The 17237-nt window shown below is 69.1% G+C and carries 15 protein-coding genes; 1 reads left to right on the forward strand and 14 read right to left on the reverse strand.

The window, feature by feature from the left end:
* The first annotated feature begins 47 nt into the window (after nucleotides 1–47).
* Nucleotides 48–608, forward strand: coding sequence for a hypothetical protein (locus tag ACIQMV_RS30655; protein WP_401774671.1), 561 nt, complete (start codon nucleotides 48–50; stop codon nucleotides 606–608).
* Nucleotides 609–710: 102 nt separating this feature from the next.
* Here ACIQMV_RS30655 and ACIQMV_RS30660 read toward each other — a convergent pair whose 3' ends face one another.
* From ACIQMV_RS30660 to ACIQMV_RS30725, 14 genes are all read right to left on the reverse strand, one after another.
* Nucleotides 711–1412 carry a TMEM175 family protein gene (locus tag ACIQMV_RS30660; protein ID WP_141364070.1) on the reverse strand — a complete coding sequence of 234 codons (702 nt, stop codon included), beginning with the start codon at nucleotides 1410–1412 and terminating at the stop codon, nucleotides 711–713.
* A 186-nt stretch (nucleotides 1413–1598) separates the two neighbouring features.
* Entirely contained in the window at nucleotides 1599–3095 is a 1497-nt protein-coding gene (locus ACIQMV_RS30665; protein WP_402596486.1) for a multicopper oxidase family protein, read from the reverse strand.
* A gap of 277 nt (nucleotides 3096–3372) precedes the next feature.
* Nucleotides 3373–3615, reverse strand: a complete 243-nt coding sequence (locus tag ACIQMV_RS30670; protein ID WP_402596487.1) for a hypothetical protein — start codon at nucleotides 3613–3615, stop codon at nucleotides 3373–3375.
* Between the two features lie 202 nt (nucleotides 3616–3817).
* Nucleotides 3818–4639, reverse strand: a complete 822-nt coding sequence (locus ACIQMV_RS30675) for a YHYH protein (protein ID WP_402596488.1) — start codon at nucleotides 4637–4639, stop codon at nucleotides 3818–3820.
* Between the two features lie 875 nt (nucleotides 4640–5514).
* Nucleotides 5515–6969, reverse strand: a complete 1455-nt coding sequence (locus ACIQMV_RS30680; protein ID WP_402596489.1) for an aldehyde dehydrogenase — start codon at nucleotides 6967–6969, stop codon at nucleotides 5515–5517.
* Nucleotides 6970–7021: 52 nt separating this feature from the next.
* Complete coding sequence (locus tag ACIQMV_RS30685) at nucleotides 7022–8143, reverse strand: Zn-dependent alcohol dehydrogenase (protein WP_402596490.1); 1122 nt, start codon at nucleotides 8141–8143, stop codon at nucleotides 7022–7024.
* 118 nt (nucleotides 8144–8261) lie between these two features.
* Nucleotides 8262–9797 (reverse strand): NCS1 family nucleobase:cation symporter-1, encoded by a 1536-nt coding sequence (locus tag ACIQMV_RS30690; RefSeq protein WP_402596491.1) that lies wholly within the window; start codon nucleotides 9795–9797, stop codon nucleotides 8262–8264.
* A gap of 149 nt (nucleotides 9798–9946) precedes the next feature.
* A complete protein-coding gene (locus ACIQMV_RS30695; protein WP_402596492.1) occupies nucleotides 9947–10810 on the reverse strand; it encodes a nitrilase family protein in 864 nt (287 codons plus the stop codon).
* Nucleotides 10807–12291 (reverse strand): NAD-dependent succinate-semialdehyde dehydrogenase, encoded by a 1485-nt coding sequence (locus ACIQMV_RS30700; RefSeq protein ID WP_402596493.1) that lies wholly within the window; start codon nucleotides 12289–12291, stop codon nucleotides 10807–10809. The genes ACIQMV_RS30695 and ACIQMV_RS30700 overlap by 4 nt, the downstream gene beginning before the upstream one ends.
* Before the next feature lie 175 nt (nucleotides 12292–12466).
* Complete coding sequence (locus ACIQMV_RS30705) at nucleotides 12467–13258, reverse strand: IclR family transcriptional regulator (RefSeq protein ID WP_141364038.1); 792 nt, start codon at nucleotides 13256–13258, stop codon at nucleotides 12467–12469.
* 114 nt (nucleotides 13259–13372) lie between these two features.
* Nucleotides 13373–14437: an ABC transporter substrate-binding protein gene (locus ACIQMV_RS30710; RefSeq protein ID WP_216372813.1), complete on the reverse strand. Its 1065-nt coding sequence runs from the start codon at nucleotides 14435–14437 to the stop codon at nucleotides 13373–13375.
* A 212-nt stretch (nucleotides 14438–14649) separates the two neighbouring features.
* Nucleotides 14650–15468 carry an ABC transporter permease gene (locus ACIQMV_RS30715; RefSeq protein ID WP_401782271.1) on the reverse strand — a complete coding sequence of 273 codons (819 nt, stop codon included), beginning with the start codon at nucleotides 15466–15468 and terminating at the stop codon, nucleotides 14650–14652.
* On the reverse strand, nucleotides 15465–16259 hold the full coding sequence (locus ACIQMV_RS30720; protein WP_402596494.1) for an ABC transporter ATP-binding protein: 795 nt from the start codon (nucleotides 16257–16259) through the stop codon (nucleotides 15465–15467). The genes ACIQMV_RS30715 and ACIQMV_RS30720 overlap by 4 nt, the downstream gene beginning before the upstream one ends.
* Before the next feature lie 29 nt (nucleotides 16260–16288).
* Nucleotides 16289–17230 carry an ABC transporter permease gene (locus ACIQMV_RS30725; protein ID WP_402596495.1) on the reverse strand — a complete coding sequence of 314 codons (942 nt, stop codon included), beginning with the start codon at nucleotides 17228–17230 and terminating at the stop codon, nucleotides 16289–16291.
* Nucleotides 17231–17237: the final 7 nt, after the last annotated feature.

The raw sequence follows: 17237 nt of genomic DNA on the forward strand, positions 1-17237 counted from the left end.
ATGCCGACTGCCAAAGCCGGCCACTTTGAGACAGGAGCAGAAGCGCCATGATCATGACCCGTTCCCACGTCATCCCCGCGGCCGTCGCCGCCGCGGCAGCACTCGTCGCGACCGGCATCACCTACGCCACGGCCGCCCCCGCACCCGAGGCGGCTCCGGCCGTCGTCCAGCAGGCCCCCGCCCCCGCCTACGCCCCGTTGGGCGGCGAGTCCGGACAGGGCAAGGGCAACGAGGGCGGCGGCCGCGGCGGCGAAGGCGGCGAGCGCGGCGAGGGTGGCCAGGGCGGCGAGCACGGCAAGCGTCGCCACCACGAGATCGGCAGGATCTTCATCAACGAGCGGTCGTTCTCCGCCCAGCCGGACGGCTGCATCACCGTGGTGAGCGGCCTGGGCTCCAAGAGCTTCAACATCCGCAACGACAGCAAGCGGGCCGTCGAGTTCTTCCGCGGCGCGACCTGCGACAACGGCGCCCCCGTCGCCACCGTCGGCCCCTGCAGCGAAGCCAACGGCGTCAAGGTGCACCACACCGAGGGCATCCACGTCAAGGACGGAGTGGTGGGCAGCTTCCGGGTGGTCAAGCGCCACCACGGTGAAGACTTCGACTTCTGAACCCAACCACACCATGAGCACCACGTAGAACCCCGGCCCGCCGTAATCGGGCCGGGGTTCCGGCCTCACACCCCCAGGACACCCGGCGGGTGTCAGGATGCGTCAGACCGCACCTCCCCGGCCTCCCTCGTCGGCATGGGGTCCCGTATCAGGAGAGCCGTCCCGGCCGCCGGGCAGACCTTCGCTGGTGACGAAGTAGAAGACCGGGAGCATGACGAACACCGCGATCGCCAGCAACGGAGCGACGAACACCCCAAGGAGGCCGGCGACGATGTAGGCAACGGCTCCGGTCCAGGAACGAAGCTGTCCGTGCCGTACGTACGTGTCCTCCACGTCGGGGTCCAGCAGCTCGGGCCGCCGGGCGATCTGCTGGTAGAAGGCCACCCAGCTCAGGCACATCGCTGCGGCGAGGCCGGCGTAGAGAGCGACGGCCACCCGCGCGTCGGAGCCCGTGGGGTCGGCCTGCAGTGCGTCCGCGACCACCGCGGTGGGGAAGGAAAGCGCCGCCGTGGTGAGCAGGAGAAACAGGTTGGCGGCATGCAGTCCGCGGTCCATGGCCCTGATGCGCACGAAGGCCTGGTGGTGGTTGAGCCAGATCACCGAAACGTACCCGAAGGACGCCAGGTAGCCGAGGTAGGCGGGCCACTGAGCCAGCAAAGCCCGGCCAAGGCCGCCCGGCCTGTGCGGCGGATCGGCGAGGTTGAGGGCCAAAAGCGTGACGGCAATGGCGAACACACCGTCGCTGAAGGCCTCGGCCCGTGTGGTCTCAGAACGAGAGAACCTGCGCGAGTGGCTCCGGGACAAGCTGGCTCCTGAAGTACTTGGCTCATGTCGGATTCCGGCGGCTCTCAGCGTCGGCAGCCCTCGAGGGCTCGAACCGTCCGGCAGAGCATGAGCCAACCACACCCGTGCGAGGCCCTCTGGCGGGCATCGCACCGAAGAGGCATCACGGGCAGCGGCGGGGTGGGCGGTCGCACCGCGTGTCGGCGGTCATCCGCTGTGGGTGGCCCGGGGTCGCGCGCCGGGCGGAACGATGTCCAGGACGGCCATCATGCCCATGTCTTCGTGATTGAGGATGTGGCAGTGATACACGGTCCTGCCGGTGAAGTCCCGGAAGTGGATGCGAACGACGATCGCACCACGTTTCGGCACGTTCACCGTGTCGTACACGCCGTGGGTGGGGTCGTGGGCCTTCCCGTTGGTGCTCATCAACTGGAAGTGGTTGGTGTGCAGGTGGAAGCTGTGGTCCTCGTCCGAGTCATTGCGGACGGTCCACTCCTCGACGGTGCCGAGGGTGGAGACGAAGTCGGTCCGGTCCGGAGCGTACGTCCGGCCGTTGATGTAGAAGACCGTGCCGGCCTTGTTCTCCGTGAAGACGACGGTCTTGCGGTCCGCGATCGTCGCGTGGCTCAAGTCCTCGTAAGGGCCGAGGTCGGCCGGGAGCGCGGCCCGCGTCATGGGCGTGCCACTGGTGACAACAGTGGCGAGGTCCGCCCGGGGGAACTGGTTCCCAGCCGGGCCGGTGTTGTACGGCAGTGTCTCCAGCCGGGTGGTGCCGGGAGCGCCGCCCTGGACCAGGACATCGAAGCGAGCGGCGGCGGGAACGAGCAGCATGTCCTCGGCATAGACCCTGCCCACGGGAACGCCGTCCTGAGCGATCACGTGGAAGCGGGCGCCCGGAAGGTGCAGCTTGTAGTAGATGTTGGCGCCGATGTTGGCCAGCCTCCACAACTGGGTCTCTCCCGGCCGGATGTGGATCGCCGGGTTCTGCTGGCCGTTGACGGTGCGGTGGGTGGACGCGCCGATACTCAGGGGATGGGTCTTGATCGCGTCGCCCTGGACCTGGAAGTCCTTGAGCGCGATGGTGTGCTCGGTGATGTTCCGCAACGACGGAGGCAGGTGCTGCTTCAGGCCTTCGACGACGAGGATGCCCGACTCACCACCCGCGACCTGCGGGGCGGACAGCATGTCCGCGTGTGAGTGGTACCAGAAGGTGCCAGTGGGGTGGCTGAGCGGCAGCTGATAGGTGTAGTGGTACGACTGCCCGTACTTGATGGAGATGAAGATGTCGTCGGAGGGAGCACGCGGCGACACGAAGAGACCGTGCGTGTGCAGATTGGTGTACTTGTCGGTTTTGTTGATCATGGTCAGGTCGATACGGTCGCCGGGCCACACGCGCAACGTGGGCGGCATGTAGGCCCCGTTGTAGGTCGTCGCGTACAACTGGCGGTTGCCGACGCGGACCTTTCGCCGTTCCACCACGATCGTGGTCCTGAGGAAGCCGTCGCGGCTCACCACCTCCGGGGGATCCTGGAGCCGCGGCCCCGCGCCCGGCGGTGTGGGCCCGCCCTCGACCACGGACCCCTGCGTGTCGCTGGAGCGCTCGCTCGGTGCACTCCCCGCGCAGCCGACGAGCCAGAGCGCGGCGAGGAGCAGACCGGCGACGATGCGGGACGGCGAGGAACAACGCGTGGTGGGCCGGGTCACTTGTCTCCCCCAGGAAAACGGGCGGGCCCCGACCGGGGACGTCCGGCCGGAGATCCGTATGCTGCTGGTCGGTCAGCCGGAGAGTAGGGGCACAAAGATCCCGTGCCACGCGGCCACGCCCGGCCGACGGTGCCATCAGCCCGAATGGGCCCCACGACCGCCCCTGACGGACTTCGCGGTCCCTGCTCGGACGGGCGGGGGCCGGCTGCCCGGCGCGTTGTCAGATATCGGCCGGGATACCGGTGTCGATGCGACAGGCGGCAGCAGCCGGTCGGGGTCAGCGCCAGCCACCGTGGCGAGGCTCCACGTGTTCGCCGAACGGTGGGTCGAACGCCTGCCCGTCGTCGGTCACGACGTAGTGCGGTTCGGTCTTCGAGGCGGCCGCTTGCAACCGGGTGACGAGGTCAGGGACAGGCACGATACGCAGCGACAGGGCTGCGGCCACCTGGGCAGCTTCGTTGTCGATATCCGGGTTGTACTTGTCACGGGACCGTTCGAGGTGTTGAGCGGAGATCTGCATGACCTCCACATCGCCACCGCCCGAGAATGAGAGGACACCGGGCACGGACCGGGGTGCAGTGGCATGACCTGAGCGGCCGCCCGGTTTCGACGAGGACCGCTGCAAGAAGCGCAACACCGTCGAACGGGCGATCCACCGCCTCAAGCGGTGCCGAAGGGTGGCTACTCGCCATGACCAGCGCGGCTACGTCTTCCTCCGTGGGTCAGTAACCTCTCCGTCTGGCGGGGCTTTTCATGCCGGACCCTGCCGCGGCCGGAGTCTGCTTCCACTGGTGGCACCAGCCGTGCCCGGACCCGGGGACCGTCACCGGCGTCCCTCGGAAGCATCCGATCGAGTACGGATACTCCCCGTTGAGGTGGTAGTGGTACATGACCACCTTCCGGCCGTCCCACATGACCGCGTGCGTGTGACCGTGGCAGAGATCCAGGTCCTTGTTCCTGACGATCTTTCCGTCCTCGCCGCGCGGCCCGTAGATCCCGAAGCCGTCGATGGCGTATCCCACGAGCGGTGAGTGTCGGTTACGGGCATGCGCGGGCCCCCTGGAAGCCTTGCCGAAGCAGGTCTGCGAGGGGCCGTGGTAGTGGTACTGCGTCTCGTACGGATGGCCCCAGCAGCGGTCGAGGGGCAGGGCCGCGTTCGGGTCGACCGGGCGGTCCTGCGCGTCGGTGGCCACCTCCAGGTGGAAGGTGCCGCCCGCCAGAGCCAGCCCCGTCGTCAACTGGTCGATGCACGTGGGCTTCGCCGCGACGGACGGATTACGGGGAACGATGACGTCGAGGTTCCACGGCTTGATGGGGATCGCAGCGGCATTGGGGTACCCGTGCGCGGGAATCTCCGCGTAGTACTTGTAGGCGGGGTGCCCTTCTGCACGGGGAAGCGACCGGTCGCATGGTCCGGGAGCCCGTTGCCCTTGAAGTGCCTCTTGGTCGCGGTCCTCGTCACCCGCAGTTCGGCGTGCCAGCGCCCGGTCCCCGACACGAAAGGACGCTTGCGCACGTCGATCACGCCGTGCGCGTCGATCCACGGGCGGTCGGGCCGGGTGAGGGTTCCCCCGCGGCAGGCGTAGAGGGTGTTGCGCGCGGGTGACGCGATCGACGTGCCGGTGGGGGGTGTGTACAGGCGTGTGATCAGGAGGTTCTCACCCTTGCTCCACGATTCCGTGGCCGCCCGCACGGGATGAGGCACGGCAGCGGAGCCGGCCGGAGCCGCCGACGGGCCCAGAAGCACGCAGGCCGCACTGGCTGTCACCGCAACAGGTTTGAGCAGGCCGTGCATTGGATGCTCCCCATCTCAACAAGGACCGGAAGACGTCACACCAGCGGCCCAGGCCCCCGCCGCCTGCATCACCTCACCACGCCCGCTTGCCGTTGCCCCACTGACACGAACGGGCAACCGAGTGAACACCCTGCCTGGCAAGACCGGCCGCGGTTTCCCTTCTTCCGGGGCAAGCCGGCCGTGCCGGAGAGGGTCTCGCTCCCTTCGCACGGCCGCAGTTCGGCCACCGGCTGCCCGTCGTCCCCGTTTCGCACCGCTACGAGCGGCAGGTCAGGGGGCTGCACCCACTCACCATGGTGAGACCCAACGCCAGGCACACCGCCCCGCACGCACGTCTCATTCCGGCTCCCCCTCGGATGCTTACTCCGAGAGTTGGGTCTGCCTCGGGAAAGAGTCGAGTTCCGTACGGTCTCGGTCCGGCCTCGTGTGCGGGCCAGGCGCCCTCCCAGTCAATCCGCGACGGCGGTCGCGGGCCACGTGGTGCGGCATGGTGCGCCAGGGGTGGTCGGCGGGGGCCGGCTGCGGGTAACAGACGTCACCGGCGTACCCCGCCGGCCGCCCGCCGCGCAGGGCGCGGTCCACCCGTCCCCCAGGACCATGGCGGCCTGGGGGACGACACAGGTCTCACTTCGGCTGCTGGGTCACGAAGATCGTCTTGTACTGGAGGTACGCCTCGATCCCTTCAGCGCCCAGTTCGGAGCCCAGACCGCTGTCCCGCCGTCCGCCGAAGGGTGCGCCGATGTCGAAGTTGGCGTGATTGACGCTGAAGGTGCCGGTGTCCACCGCGCGGGCCACCTCTCGGCCGAGCGTCTCGTCCGCCGTCCAGACACTGCCGGCCAGACCGTAGGCCGAGTCGTTGGCCATGGCGACGGCGCCCTCGACCGAGCCGTCGTGGGCGGAGACGGTCACCACCGGGCCGAAGATCTCCTCACGGGCGACGACCATCGCTGGATCCACGTCGGCGAAGACCGTGGGCTCGACATAGAACCCCCGGTCCTGGCCAGCGGGACGGCCGCCGCCGGTGGTGACGCGTGCCCCCTCCTGCCTGCCCTTGCGGACGTAGCCCTCGATACGGTCACGGGCGGCGGCGCCGGCGACCGGGCCGATCACCGTGGACGGAGCCAGCGGGTCACCCACCGGCCATCCCTCGACCGTCGCGGTGACGGCGTCCACGATCTCCTCGTAGCGTGAACGGGGCACCAGCAGCCGTGTGTTGTTGGTGCAGGTCTGGCCGTTGTTGTTGAACGACAGGTCGAGCAGGTGGTCGAGGAAGAGCGGCAGCGGGGCGTCCTCCAGCAGGAGGGCAGCGGACTTGCCGCCCAGTTCCAGGGTGACGGGACGCAACAGCTCGCCGCAGAGCCCTCCGATACGGCGTCCGGCTGCGGTGGAGCCGGTGAAGGCGACCTTGTCCACTCCGGGGTGGGTGACCAGGTACTCCCCCACCTCGCGTTCGGCGGGCAGGAAGTTGATCACTCCGGGCGGGAACCCGGCCTCGTGGACCGCGTCGGCGACAAGGAACGAGTCCAGGCCGGTGGCGGGCGAGGGTTTGACCACGGCGGTGCAGCCCATCGCCAGCGCGGGCGCCAGCTTGAAGAAGAGGGTGCTGAGCGGGTAGTTCCACGGCACGATCATGGCGACCACACCGACGGGCTCGCGGCGGACCAGGCTGTGGCCCACCAGGGCGGGACGCAGGTCTTCCGCGTACATGACCTCGGCGAGCGGGGCGTAGAACCGGAGCAGGCCCGTCGCGGCGCCGACGTTGGCCTCGATGGCGCGGGCCAGAGGTGTACCGACCTCCTGCGCGATCAGGGTACCGAGGGCATCCGTGCGGGATTCCAGGGCACGGGCCAGGCGTTCCATCGCCGCGGCGCGTTCCTGTGCCGAGCCCCACCCGCGGTGGCCACCGAGGGCGCGGCGCGCGGCGGTGACAGCGGCGTCCACGTCGGCGCGGTCGGCTTCGGGAAAGCTGCCGAGGGGTTCCTCGGTCGCGGCGCTGATCGAGGTGAAGGTGCGTGCGGTCGAGGGTTTGCGCCAGTCACCGTCGATGTAGAGGGCGTCGCGATCGGTCCCATGGGACATGCCGGAGTGCTCCTTCTGGTCCTTCTGGTCCTTCTGGCTTGTTCCCGTCGGCTCAGTGCGCGGGGCGGTGGGCGACGATGCCCCGCAGGTTCCGTCCGGAGCGCAGGTCCTCGAACCCCTGGTTGATCTCGTCGAGGCCGTAGGTACGGCTGACCAGCTCGTCGAGCTTGATCAGGCCCTGCCGGTACAGGGACAGCACGCGGGGCACGTCCCGCGCCGGGCTGCAAGAACCGAAGATCGTGCCCTGAAGGCGCTTCTCGGCGAAGACGAGCTGGGTTCCGGGGAGTTGGATGTTGATGTCGTGGACGTCCTCGGACATTCCGGCGAGGACGATGGTGCCGCCCTTGCCGGTGGCCTCGAACGAGGCGCGTACGACCTCGGCCGTGGTGTCGCCGGTGCAGACGAGGGTGGAGTCGGCACCCATCGCACTGGGGTTGAGCTCCGCGGCGAGGGCCGCCGCCTCGTCGAGGGTGCGGCAGACGTGTGAGGCTCCGAGGTCGCGCGCGACGGCGTGCTTGGCCTCGTTCGGATCGACCAGGATGACGCTTCCGGCGCCGGAGAACCGGGCTCCCTGGATGGCGTTGATGCCGACGCCGCCGGCGCCGACGACGATGACGGTGTCACCGGGCTCCGGTTCGGCCGCGTACACGGCCGCGCCCCAGCCGGTGAGTACACCGCAGCTCACCAGTGCGACCACCGAGAGCGGCAGGTCGGGGGCGACGCGTACCAGCGAGTCCTGGGAGACGACGGAGTGCTCGGCGAAGGTGCCCAGCGCGCAGTTGGCGCCGATCGGCCCGTCGGGACCGGTGAACCGGTAGGTCCCGTCCGGGAGTTTGCCCTCGGGGCCGTACGCCGCGGCGTCGCACAGGTTGGACCGGCCGCCGGCGCACCAACGGCAGTGCCCGCAGGACGGTTTGAAGGAGGCGGCCACGTGATCGCCGGGGGCCAGCTTGGAGACGCCGTCGCCGACGGCCTCGACGATGCCGGATCCCTCGTGGCCGCCGATGATGGGCAGCGGCGCCATGTTGCCGGTGCGCACGTGCTCGTCGGAATAGCAGAGCCCGGCGTGGGTGAAGCGGACCAGGACCTCACCCGCCTGGGGCGGGGCGAGTTCGAGTTCGGTGATCTCCCAGTCCTTGCCGGGGGCGGTCATGACGGCGGCACGGGTCTTCATCAGGGTCCTCCGGGAGGGAGACTGCGACAAGGATGCGGCGGGGGCTCGACGGCCACTTCGCATGACATCGCCGGGGCGGAGCGGCAGGCGTGCCTCGGTGCGCTCCGGCGCCTTCGGTTCAGGCCGCGATCCGCTCGGCCTCCTGGGCCGCCGGGAGCGGTCGGCGGGGCGGGAAGAGCTTGCTGAAGACGGCGTGCAGGGCGATGCCGCCGAGGAAGGCGACGGCCCAGTTGTAGTCGAACAGCGGCTTGAGGAACGGGACGTACCCATCGGCCGGGAAGGGGCCCTCGCCGTTCTCGGAGTACGCGCCGCCGAGGGAGAGGAACACAACGATCGCGAGGGCTGCGAGCGGGCGCCAGTTGAAGCCCTTCGCGTACTCGTACGGCCCGCCGCGCGTGTACAGCCCGACGAGGTCGAGTTCACGCCTGCGCAGCAGCCAGTAGTCCGCGGTCAGGATCCCGGCGACGCCGCCGAGGAAGGCGCCGGTCACCCCGAGCCAGGTGAAGATGTACAGCTCGGGCGAGGACAGCAGCCGCCAGGGCTGCATCAGGATGCCGATGACGCCGGCGATGATCCCACCGGTGCGGAAGCTGATGAGGCGCGGGAAGACATTGGAGAAGTCGTACGCCGGGCCCACGGTGTTGGCCGCGACGTTGACGGCGACGGTGGCCACGACGACGCTCAGCAGCGCGAACAGGACGACGAACGGGTTGGAGAAACGGCTGACCAGGTCGATCGGGTCCCAGATCGCGTGCCCGTAGACGGCGATGGTGGCCGACGTGGTGAGAGCGCCGATCATGGAGAACAGGGTCATCGTGGTCGGCAGGCCCAGTGTCTGGCCGACGATCTGGTCCCGCTGCCCCTTGGCGAAGCGGGTGAAGTCCGCGATGTTCACGGACATCGTGGCGAAGTACGCGATCATCCCCATCAGGGAAGGCGCGAACAGCATCCAGAAGTCGGCGCCCCAACCCAACTGGGACGGCTCACCGGCGAGCGGGCCGAAGCCGTGCGCCCGTACGACCATCCAGACCAGAAGGAACGCGGCGACGATCAGGATGAGCGGCGCGGACCAGTTCTCGAAGCGGCGGATGGATTCGACGCCGCGGACGATGAGCGCGATCTGCAGGAGCCAGAAGACCGCGAAGGACAGCCACAGCGTCTTCGGGTGACCCCACATCTCGCCCGCGTGGATCCAGGAGTCACCGGCGAAGGCACCGGTGATGGTGTAGATGGCCTCGCCGCCGACCCACGTCTGGATGCCGAACCAGCCGCATGCGGACAGGGCGCGCAGCACCGCAGGCACGTTGGCGCCGAGGGTGCCGAAGGCGGCGCGGGAGAACACGGGATAGGGGATGCCGTACTTGGCGCCGCCATGGCTGTTGAGCAGGATGGGAACCAGGACGATCAGGTTGCCCAGGGCGATGGTCATGACCGCCTGATACCAGCTCATCCCCAGGTTGATGAGGCCACTGGCCAGGTAGTACGTGGGGATTCCGTGGGCGATGCCCATCCACAGCGCCGCGTAGTTGTACGTGGTCCAGGTCCTGCGGGACAGGGGTACGGGCGCCAGGTCCTCGTTGCTGAGCGGGCTCGCCTCGATGCTGCTCGGGTCGGTGAGCTCCACTTGTTCGTTGGTGCGCTCGATCGCTCGCATAGCCAGGGTCCATTCAGTGAACCAGAGGTTCATGCAGTGGGAAGAAGTCTCCGGTGAAGGCTGTCCATGTGTCAATGGATGCGGATGTTGTCCGCCAGGAGGCACCTGGGAGGGTTTGCCGGGCCCCGCCGGAGGGCCCGGGGAGGCACTCAGACGGTGTCGTCGGGTGGGACGGGGGTGAAGTCGCCGGTGCGGTAGACGTCGGTGCGCCGGTCGGCGAGCGGCTGGTTGAAGGGATTTCCTAGCCGCTCCTTGCGGGAGCCGATCAGGTCCACCTCCGCGAGGAGGACGGCCTCTTGGCCCTCGTCGGCCGGCCCGGCGAGCAGCCAGCCGTCCGGGCCCACGATCAGCGACCGGCCGATGAAGGGCTGGTCGCGTTCGCTGCCGATGCGGCTGACCCCGGCGACGAAGAACTGGTTGCTGTGCGCCCCGGTGATGCACATCAGGTTGGCCATCACCGGGGTGTCCTTCGGCTGCCCGGGTACGGGCACCCAGTTCGAGGGGAGGGCCAGCAGGTCGGCGCCGCCGAGCGCGGCGCTGCGGAAGGTCTCCGGGAACCAGGCGTCGTAGCAGATGCCGATGCCGATGTTGCCGAGCGGGGTGCGGAAGACGGGGAAGCCGTCCTCCTGACGGTCGTACAGTTCCTTCTCGAAGTTCCACAGGTGCGCCTTGCGGAACGTCCCCGCGTGTCCTTCGGGGCCGATCAGGACCGCCGAGTTGTACACCTTCTCGCCCGCCAGCTCGGTGATCCCGGCGACGATCCACAGATCCAGTTCGGCGGCGAGCGCGGCCCAGGCGGAGGAGACCGGCCCACCCGGGACGGGCTCGGCGTTCCTGCGGGCGTCCGCCCGGTCGGTGAACATGTATCCGGCCGAGGCCGCCTCAGGCAGGACGACCAGCCGCGCCCCGCCGGCCGCCGCCTCGCGGATGAGCCGTGAGGACGTCTCGATGTTCGCCGCGGGGTCGCCGAGGACGGGTTCGAACTGGATGCCCGCCAGAATGAAGCCCGTCACGGTGCCGCCTTGATCGCCAGGTACTTGATGCTCAGGTATTCGTCGATGCCCACCGTCCCGCCCTCCCGGCCGAGCCCGGACTGCTTGACTCCGCCGAAGGGCGCGGCAGGGTTGGAGATGATCCCCTGGTTGAGCCCGACCATGCCGCACTCCAGCCGCTCGCTCACCCGAAGGCCGCGGCTCAGGCTCTCGGTGAACAGATAGCCCGCCAGCCCGTACTCGGAGTCGTTCGCCAGGGCCACCGCCGTGTCCTCGTCGTCGAAGGCGACGATCGGCGCGACCGGGCCGAAGATCTCCTCCGTGAGGGCGCGAGCCCCGAGCGGCACGCCGCCCAGCACGGTCGGTGCGAGGAAGTGGCCGTCCGACGGAACGGGTCCGCCCCCGGTGAGTACCCCGGCGCCGGCCGAGGTGGCATCGGCGATCAGGGCGGTGACGTTCTTCACCGCGTTCGCGTCGATCAGCGGACCGACCTGAGTGGCCGGGTCCAGTCCGTGTCCGACGGGCAGGGCGGACAGCCGGTCGGCCAGCCGGCGGCCGAACTCGTCGGCGACCGAGGAGTGCGCGTAGAACCGGTTGGCGGCCGTACACGCCTCACCGGTGTTGCGCATCTTCGCCTGGAAGGCGCCTTCCACCGCAGCGTCGAGGTCGGCGTCGGCGAAGACCAGGAAGGGGGCGTTGCCGCCGAGTTCCATGGAGGTGCGCAGCACGTTCCGCGACGACTTGGCGAGCAACGCGCGGCCGACCTCGGTGGACCCGGTGAAGGAGAGCTTCCGCAGCCGGGGGTCGTTCAGCAGGTGGTCGGTGACCTCACCCGAGCGGTTGGTGGTGAAGACGTTCACCACACCGGCCGGTGCTCCGGCCTCCCGCAGGATGTCCACCAGGGCCAGCATCGACAGCGGCGTCTGCTTGGCCGGTTTGACGACGACGGTGCATCCGGCCGCGAGCGCCGGACCGATCTTCCGGGTGCCCATCGCCATGGGGAAGTTCCACGGGGTGACGAGTAGGCAGGGACCCACCGGCTGACGCATCGTCACCACTCGGGATCCGCCGCCCGGGGCGGTCATGTACCCGCCGTCGATACGCACGGCCTCCTCGGAGAACCAGCGCAGGAACTCGGCGGCGTAGACCACCTCCGCCTGGGACTCCGCGAACGGCTTGCCCATCTCCAGGGTCATCAGCGCGGCCAGGTCGTCCTTGCGGGCGGTGATCGTCTCGAAGGCCCGGCGCAGCACCTCGCCGCGCTCGCGTGGAGGCGTCGCCGCCCAGGACGCCTGGGCCCGCACGGCGGCGTCGAGGGCGTCCGTGGCGTCCGCCGCGCCCGCGTCGGCGACCTCGGCGATCACCGTGCCGGTGCCCGGGTCCTCCACGGCGACGGTCGCACCGCTGCGGGGCGCACGCCATTCGCCGTTGATGTACAGGCCCTTGGGTATCCGATCCGCAACCTCACGAGCGGCTTGGAGCCGCGCCTGAAGTGCAGCCATTCGCTTCCTCCTCGATCGTGCCGCCGCCGCGCCGGGCGGTGGTGGCTGGGGTGGTCGTCGTACACGCGGACGAGCGGACTCCGGCAAAGGCACCGGAGCTGGGGTCTTGCGTTTGGATCAGGACGGATCAGGGTGCCAAGGGCCCGCGAGCCCGGCGTGATCCAAACGAGCGGTCCTAGAACTCGGTGAGTGTCGTGGGCAGTTCGATGCCGGTGACGCTCAGCAGGTCGCCGAGCTGGCGAGCCGCCTTCATCACGGACTCGGCGACCTCGTCGATACGCGAGCGGGTCAGCCGGTAGGTGGGACCGCCGATCCAGACGGCATAGGTGGTGGCCTGACCGACACGGACCGGGGCAGCGACGGAGGCCGCGCCCAGCTCCAGTTCGTCGTAGGCGACGGCATAGCCTCGGGTCCGCACCTCGGCCATGGAGTCGATGAACGCGTCGAGCCCGCCCAGCTGCTCCGGCGCGTTGGTCTCGAACTCCTCACCGAACTCGGCGCGGACGGTCTCCGGGTCGAGGGCGCTGAGCAGGACCTTGCCGGTGGAGGTGGCCCAGACGGGCTGGGTCCTCGGTACGGGTTTGAGCGTCTGCCCGATCAGGGACGGGCCGGGAACCTGCGCGACGACCATGACCTTGGGCGCGAGCAGGACGTCGAAGCCGGCGGTCTCCTTGGTCTCCTTGGCCAGGTCCCGCAGCACGTCCCGCATGTGCCCGTAGGCGCCGCCGCCGTCCAGCAGCCCGCCGACGATGGACAGCAGCCCCAGCGAGACGCGGTAGCGGCGGGTGACCGGGTCGAGGTTCAGCCAGCTCTCACGTTCGAGGACGGTGAGGACCCTGTAGCAGGTGGCCTTGGGAATACCGGACTCCCGGGCGATTTCGCTGAGTCCGACCCCCTCCGGGTGCGCCGCGACCGTGCGCAGCAGCCAGATCGTCCTGCGGACGAGCCCTGCTTCACTGGGTGCCATTGTTCCTCCGTCTGTAACGTCGAGATCACTGCGGGCGGTACGACCATCCTGGCAGGCGAGCCCGGCCCGGCTGCGCCGTACCGCCCGACCCGGCGGACGGCGGGGGTGTTCCCACTATTTGCCGCCGGCCGTGACCGTGACCGTTTCCGGCCGGTAGGACTCACCGGTGACGTCGAATCCCTCGGCCTTCAGTTCCTTGAGCGCCCGCTCGGTCAGGTCGGTGCGGTATGCCCCGGCCGTGGGCCGTGCCTTGAGCAAGCCGGCCTTCACGGCGATGTCGATGGTCTGGTCCCAGGCGGCCTTGTCCATCGTGCCGATGCCCTTCTCGGCAGGCCAGACCAGCTTGTTGACCTCGTTGAGCATCCACGTCTGGTGGCCCTTGCCGAGCGCGCTGCCGTTCTTCAGGACGATGTCGACACAGCCCTCGAGCTCGTCGCGGCAGTACCCCCAGCCCTCGTACGTGGCCTTGAGGAACTTGACCGCGGTCTCCTGGTTCTCCTTCTTCGCCAGCCAGCTCTCCTGGGCGTAGACGCCGTCCTCCAGTGTCTGGTATCCGGCGTCCTGGAGGTTGATCGCGACGAAGTCCGAGGGCTGGTAGAGCTTTCCGGTCTTGGGGTTCGTGGTCTCCAGGAGCTGTGCGTACTCGTTGAAGGTCTTGGCCTGGGCTGCGTCGACCTCGTGCTTGAGCAGCAGCGACATGTCGAACGGCTGCTGGATGATCTTGGCGTCCTTCTTGGGGTCGACCCCGGATCCGCGCATCGCCGCGAAGAGGGTCAGCTCGTTGCCGTAACCCCAGCTCCCGACCCGCTTGCCCTTGAGGTCGGCAAGGGTCTTGATGCCGGAGTCGGCCCAGGCGACCTGGAGGTAGGCGCCGCGCTGGAACTCCTGGCCGATGTTGACCAGGTCCGCGCCCTGCTCGCGGGTGACCATGGTCTTGGTGACATGGGAGACGGCGAACTCGGCGTTGCCCGCCGACAGGACCTGCTGAGGCACGATGTTCACCCCGCCTTCCTGGATCGTCACGTCGAGGCACGCCTTGTCGTAGAAGCCCTTCTCCTTCGCCGCGTAGTACCCGGCGAACTGGGCCTGGGCGACCCACTGGAGGACGACGCGGACCTTCGTTCTGGACTTGCAGTCCTTGCCGGCCTCGGCGGCGGCCTGGCTGGTCGAGTCGGACATGCCTCCGCAGGCGGAGAGCAGCATCACGGCGGCCGAGAGACCTGCGGCCACCCGGACGGGGCGGCGGCCGGATCTGGGGAGTGGTGCTCGGTTTCTGGACACGTTACCTCCGCGGGGAAGGAAAGAGGGCGGGTGGAAAGAACCGAGGAATGGAAGACGGAAAGCAGGCGGGAAGTGAATGCGGGAAAGGCCGGGCCGGCGGACCGCTGCCGTCAGGCTCTTTCCTCGTGCAGCGACTCGTGCCAGGGCATGAGGAATCTCTCCAGAAGAGTCACGGCTCCGAACAGACCGAGTCCGAGCGCACCGGATACGAGAATTCCGGCCCAGGCGTAGTCGAATCGGGGAAGGGCCGCCTGATAGGCGATGTACACGCCGAGCGCCTCGGTGCTGCCACCGAAGTACTCGCTGACGATCACGCCGATGACGGCGAGGGTGGTGCCGAGTTTCAGCGCGGTGAAGACGAACGGGAGCGCGTTGGGCAGCCGCAGCAGGAGGGCCACCTGGCGCGGACGGGCCGCGAGGGACTCCATGATCTCCAGGTGCAGGGGCTCGATCTGGAGCAGGCCCCGGGTGGTGTTGACGAAGACCGGGAAGAACACCATGACGGCGGCGACGCCGGCCTTGGAGAGCAGGCTGGTCACACCGAACCAGTTGTTGAAGATCGGGGCCAGGGCGACGATCGGCGCGCAGTTGATCAGCACGGCGGCGTTGAGCACCGGGCCCGACAGCCGGGGGAAGCGGCTGACGGCGAGGGCCACGCAGATCCCCCCGAGCGACCCCATGACCAGGCCCAGCAGGACGGGCTCGACGGTGGACAGGGACGCGGACATGATCGTCCCGAAATCGTGCCGGAACGCCTCCGCGATCATGACCGGGGTCGGCATGATGAACACGGGCACGTCGAACAGGGTCACGGCCGACTGCCACAGGCCGAGCAGAATCACGGCGGTCAGCGCGACCGGCGTGAACCGCAGGGCGCGTGCCTTGAGAGCGGAGGCACCGGCGGGCCGGGAGAGCCGGAGGGTGCTCATGCCGCCGCCCGCTCGCTGGGGGCCTCGTGCAGGGCCTGGCGGACTTCCTTGACCTTCTCGAAGAACTCCGGCGTGGTGCGCGTCTCGGCGGTCCTGGGATGGGGCAGGTCCACGTCGATGCAGGCCGCGACGCGGCCGGGCCGCGCGGACATCACCACCACCCGCGAGGAGAGGAACACCGCCTCGGAGATGCTGTGCGTGACGAACACGACGGTGGTGCGGGTGTCGCCCCAGATGCGCAGCAGCTCGCCCTGGAGCCGTTCGCGGTTCATCTCGTCGAGGGCGCCCAGCGGTTCGTCCATGAAGAGGATCTCGGGATCGGCGGAGAGAGCGCGGGCGATCGCCACGCGCTGCTGCATGCCGCCGGAGAGCTGCCAGGGGTAGTGCCCGGCGAACTCGCTGAGGCGGACCAGTTCCAGCATCTCCATGGCCTTGGCCCGGTGTGCCTCCTTCTTCGCCCCTGCCACCTGGAGCGGGAGTTCGACGTTGCGCAGGACACTGCGCCACTCGAACAGGCCGGCCTGCTGGAAGACCATGCCGTAGTCGCGGTCGGCGCGTGCCGCACTCGGCGCCTTGCCGTTGACGATGACGGTGCCGCTCGTGGGTGTGGTGAGGTCCGCCATCACCCGCAGCAGGGTGGACTTGCCGCAGCCGCTGGGCCCGAGCAGGGAGATGAACTCGCCCCGCCCGATGGTCAGGTCGATGTCCTCCAGAGCGGTGACCGCACGGTCGGAACCGCCGTTGAACACTTTGTTGACTCCGCGCACGGAGATGATTGCGGGCTCGGCCATCAGTGGCTCCAAGGGTTGTGGGTTCTCGACTAACGGGCGTGCCGGTGGCGGAGGGCGAACCGCTCCAGCAGAGCGAGGACCTGCACGAAGAGGATTCCGGCGATCGCGGCGACGAGGACGGCGGCGTACAGCTTCTCCGGCCCGTTCGAGTAGTAGTAGGCGGAGGTGAGGATCGCGCGGCCGATGCCGCGGCCGGTGCCGGCCGACAACTCGCCCACGATGGCGCCCACCACACTCGCGGTGGCGGCGAGCCGCAGTCCGGCGAAGACGTACGGGAGGGCCGCTGGGAACCGCAGCGACCACAGCACCCGGGCGCGTCCGGCGCCGACACTGCGCATGAAGTCGAGCTGCACCTTGGGCGGGGACTTCAGCCCGCGCAGGGAGTTGATGGTGACGGGGAAGAACGCGAGATAGGCGGCGATGCCCGTGACCGCGGCCCACGGCGGCAGACCCGCCTTGCCGCCCCAGATCACGATCATCGGGGCGATGGCGACCAGTGGCACCGTCTGGGAGGCGACCAGCCAGGGCATCAGGCCCTTGCTCACCGGTGCCACATGGAGGAAGAGCACCGCCAGTGCGAGACCGAGCAGCGATCCGGCCGCCAGACCGTAGAGGGCTTCGCGGAGCGTCACGGTGGTCTCGCCGATGAGGTACACCGCCAGTGAGGTCGGGTCGCCCGCGCGTGCCGGCGCCGTGAGCGAGCCGGCGATCGTCCACAGGTGCGGCATCGACAGGTCGTCGGTGGCGACCGGCAGGCCGATCCCGAGAATCCGGTCGTCGACGGCCTGGCCGAGTGCCTTGTAGCCCTCCCACAGACAGGCGAGGACGACCATGATGAGGAGGGCGCCGAGCGGATCGGTGAGCCGGCGAAGGAAGGCGCCGCCTCGGCCCGGCTCGCGGGGCGCGGGATCCGCCTGTCCCTTACGGGCCGCGGGCGGTCGGGGTGATGCAGAGATGTTGGTCGCGGTCATGCTCAGG

The organism is Streptomyces sp. NPDC091412, assembly GCF_044756885.1.
Taxonomy (GTDB): domain Bacteria; phylum Actinomycetota; class Actinomycetes; order Streptomycetales; family Streptomycetaceae; genus Streptomyces.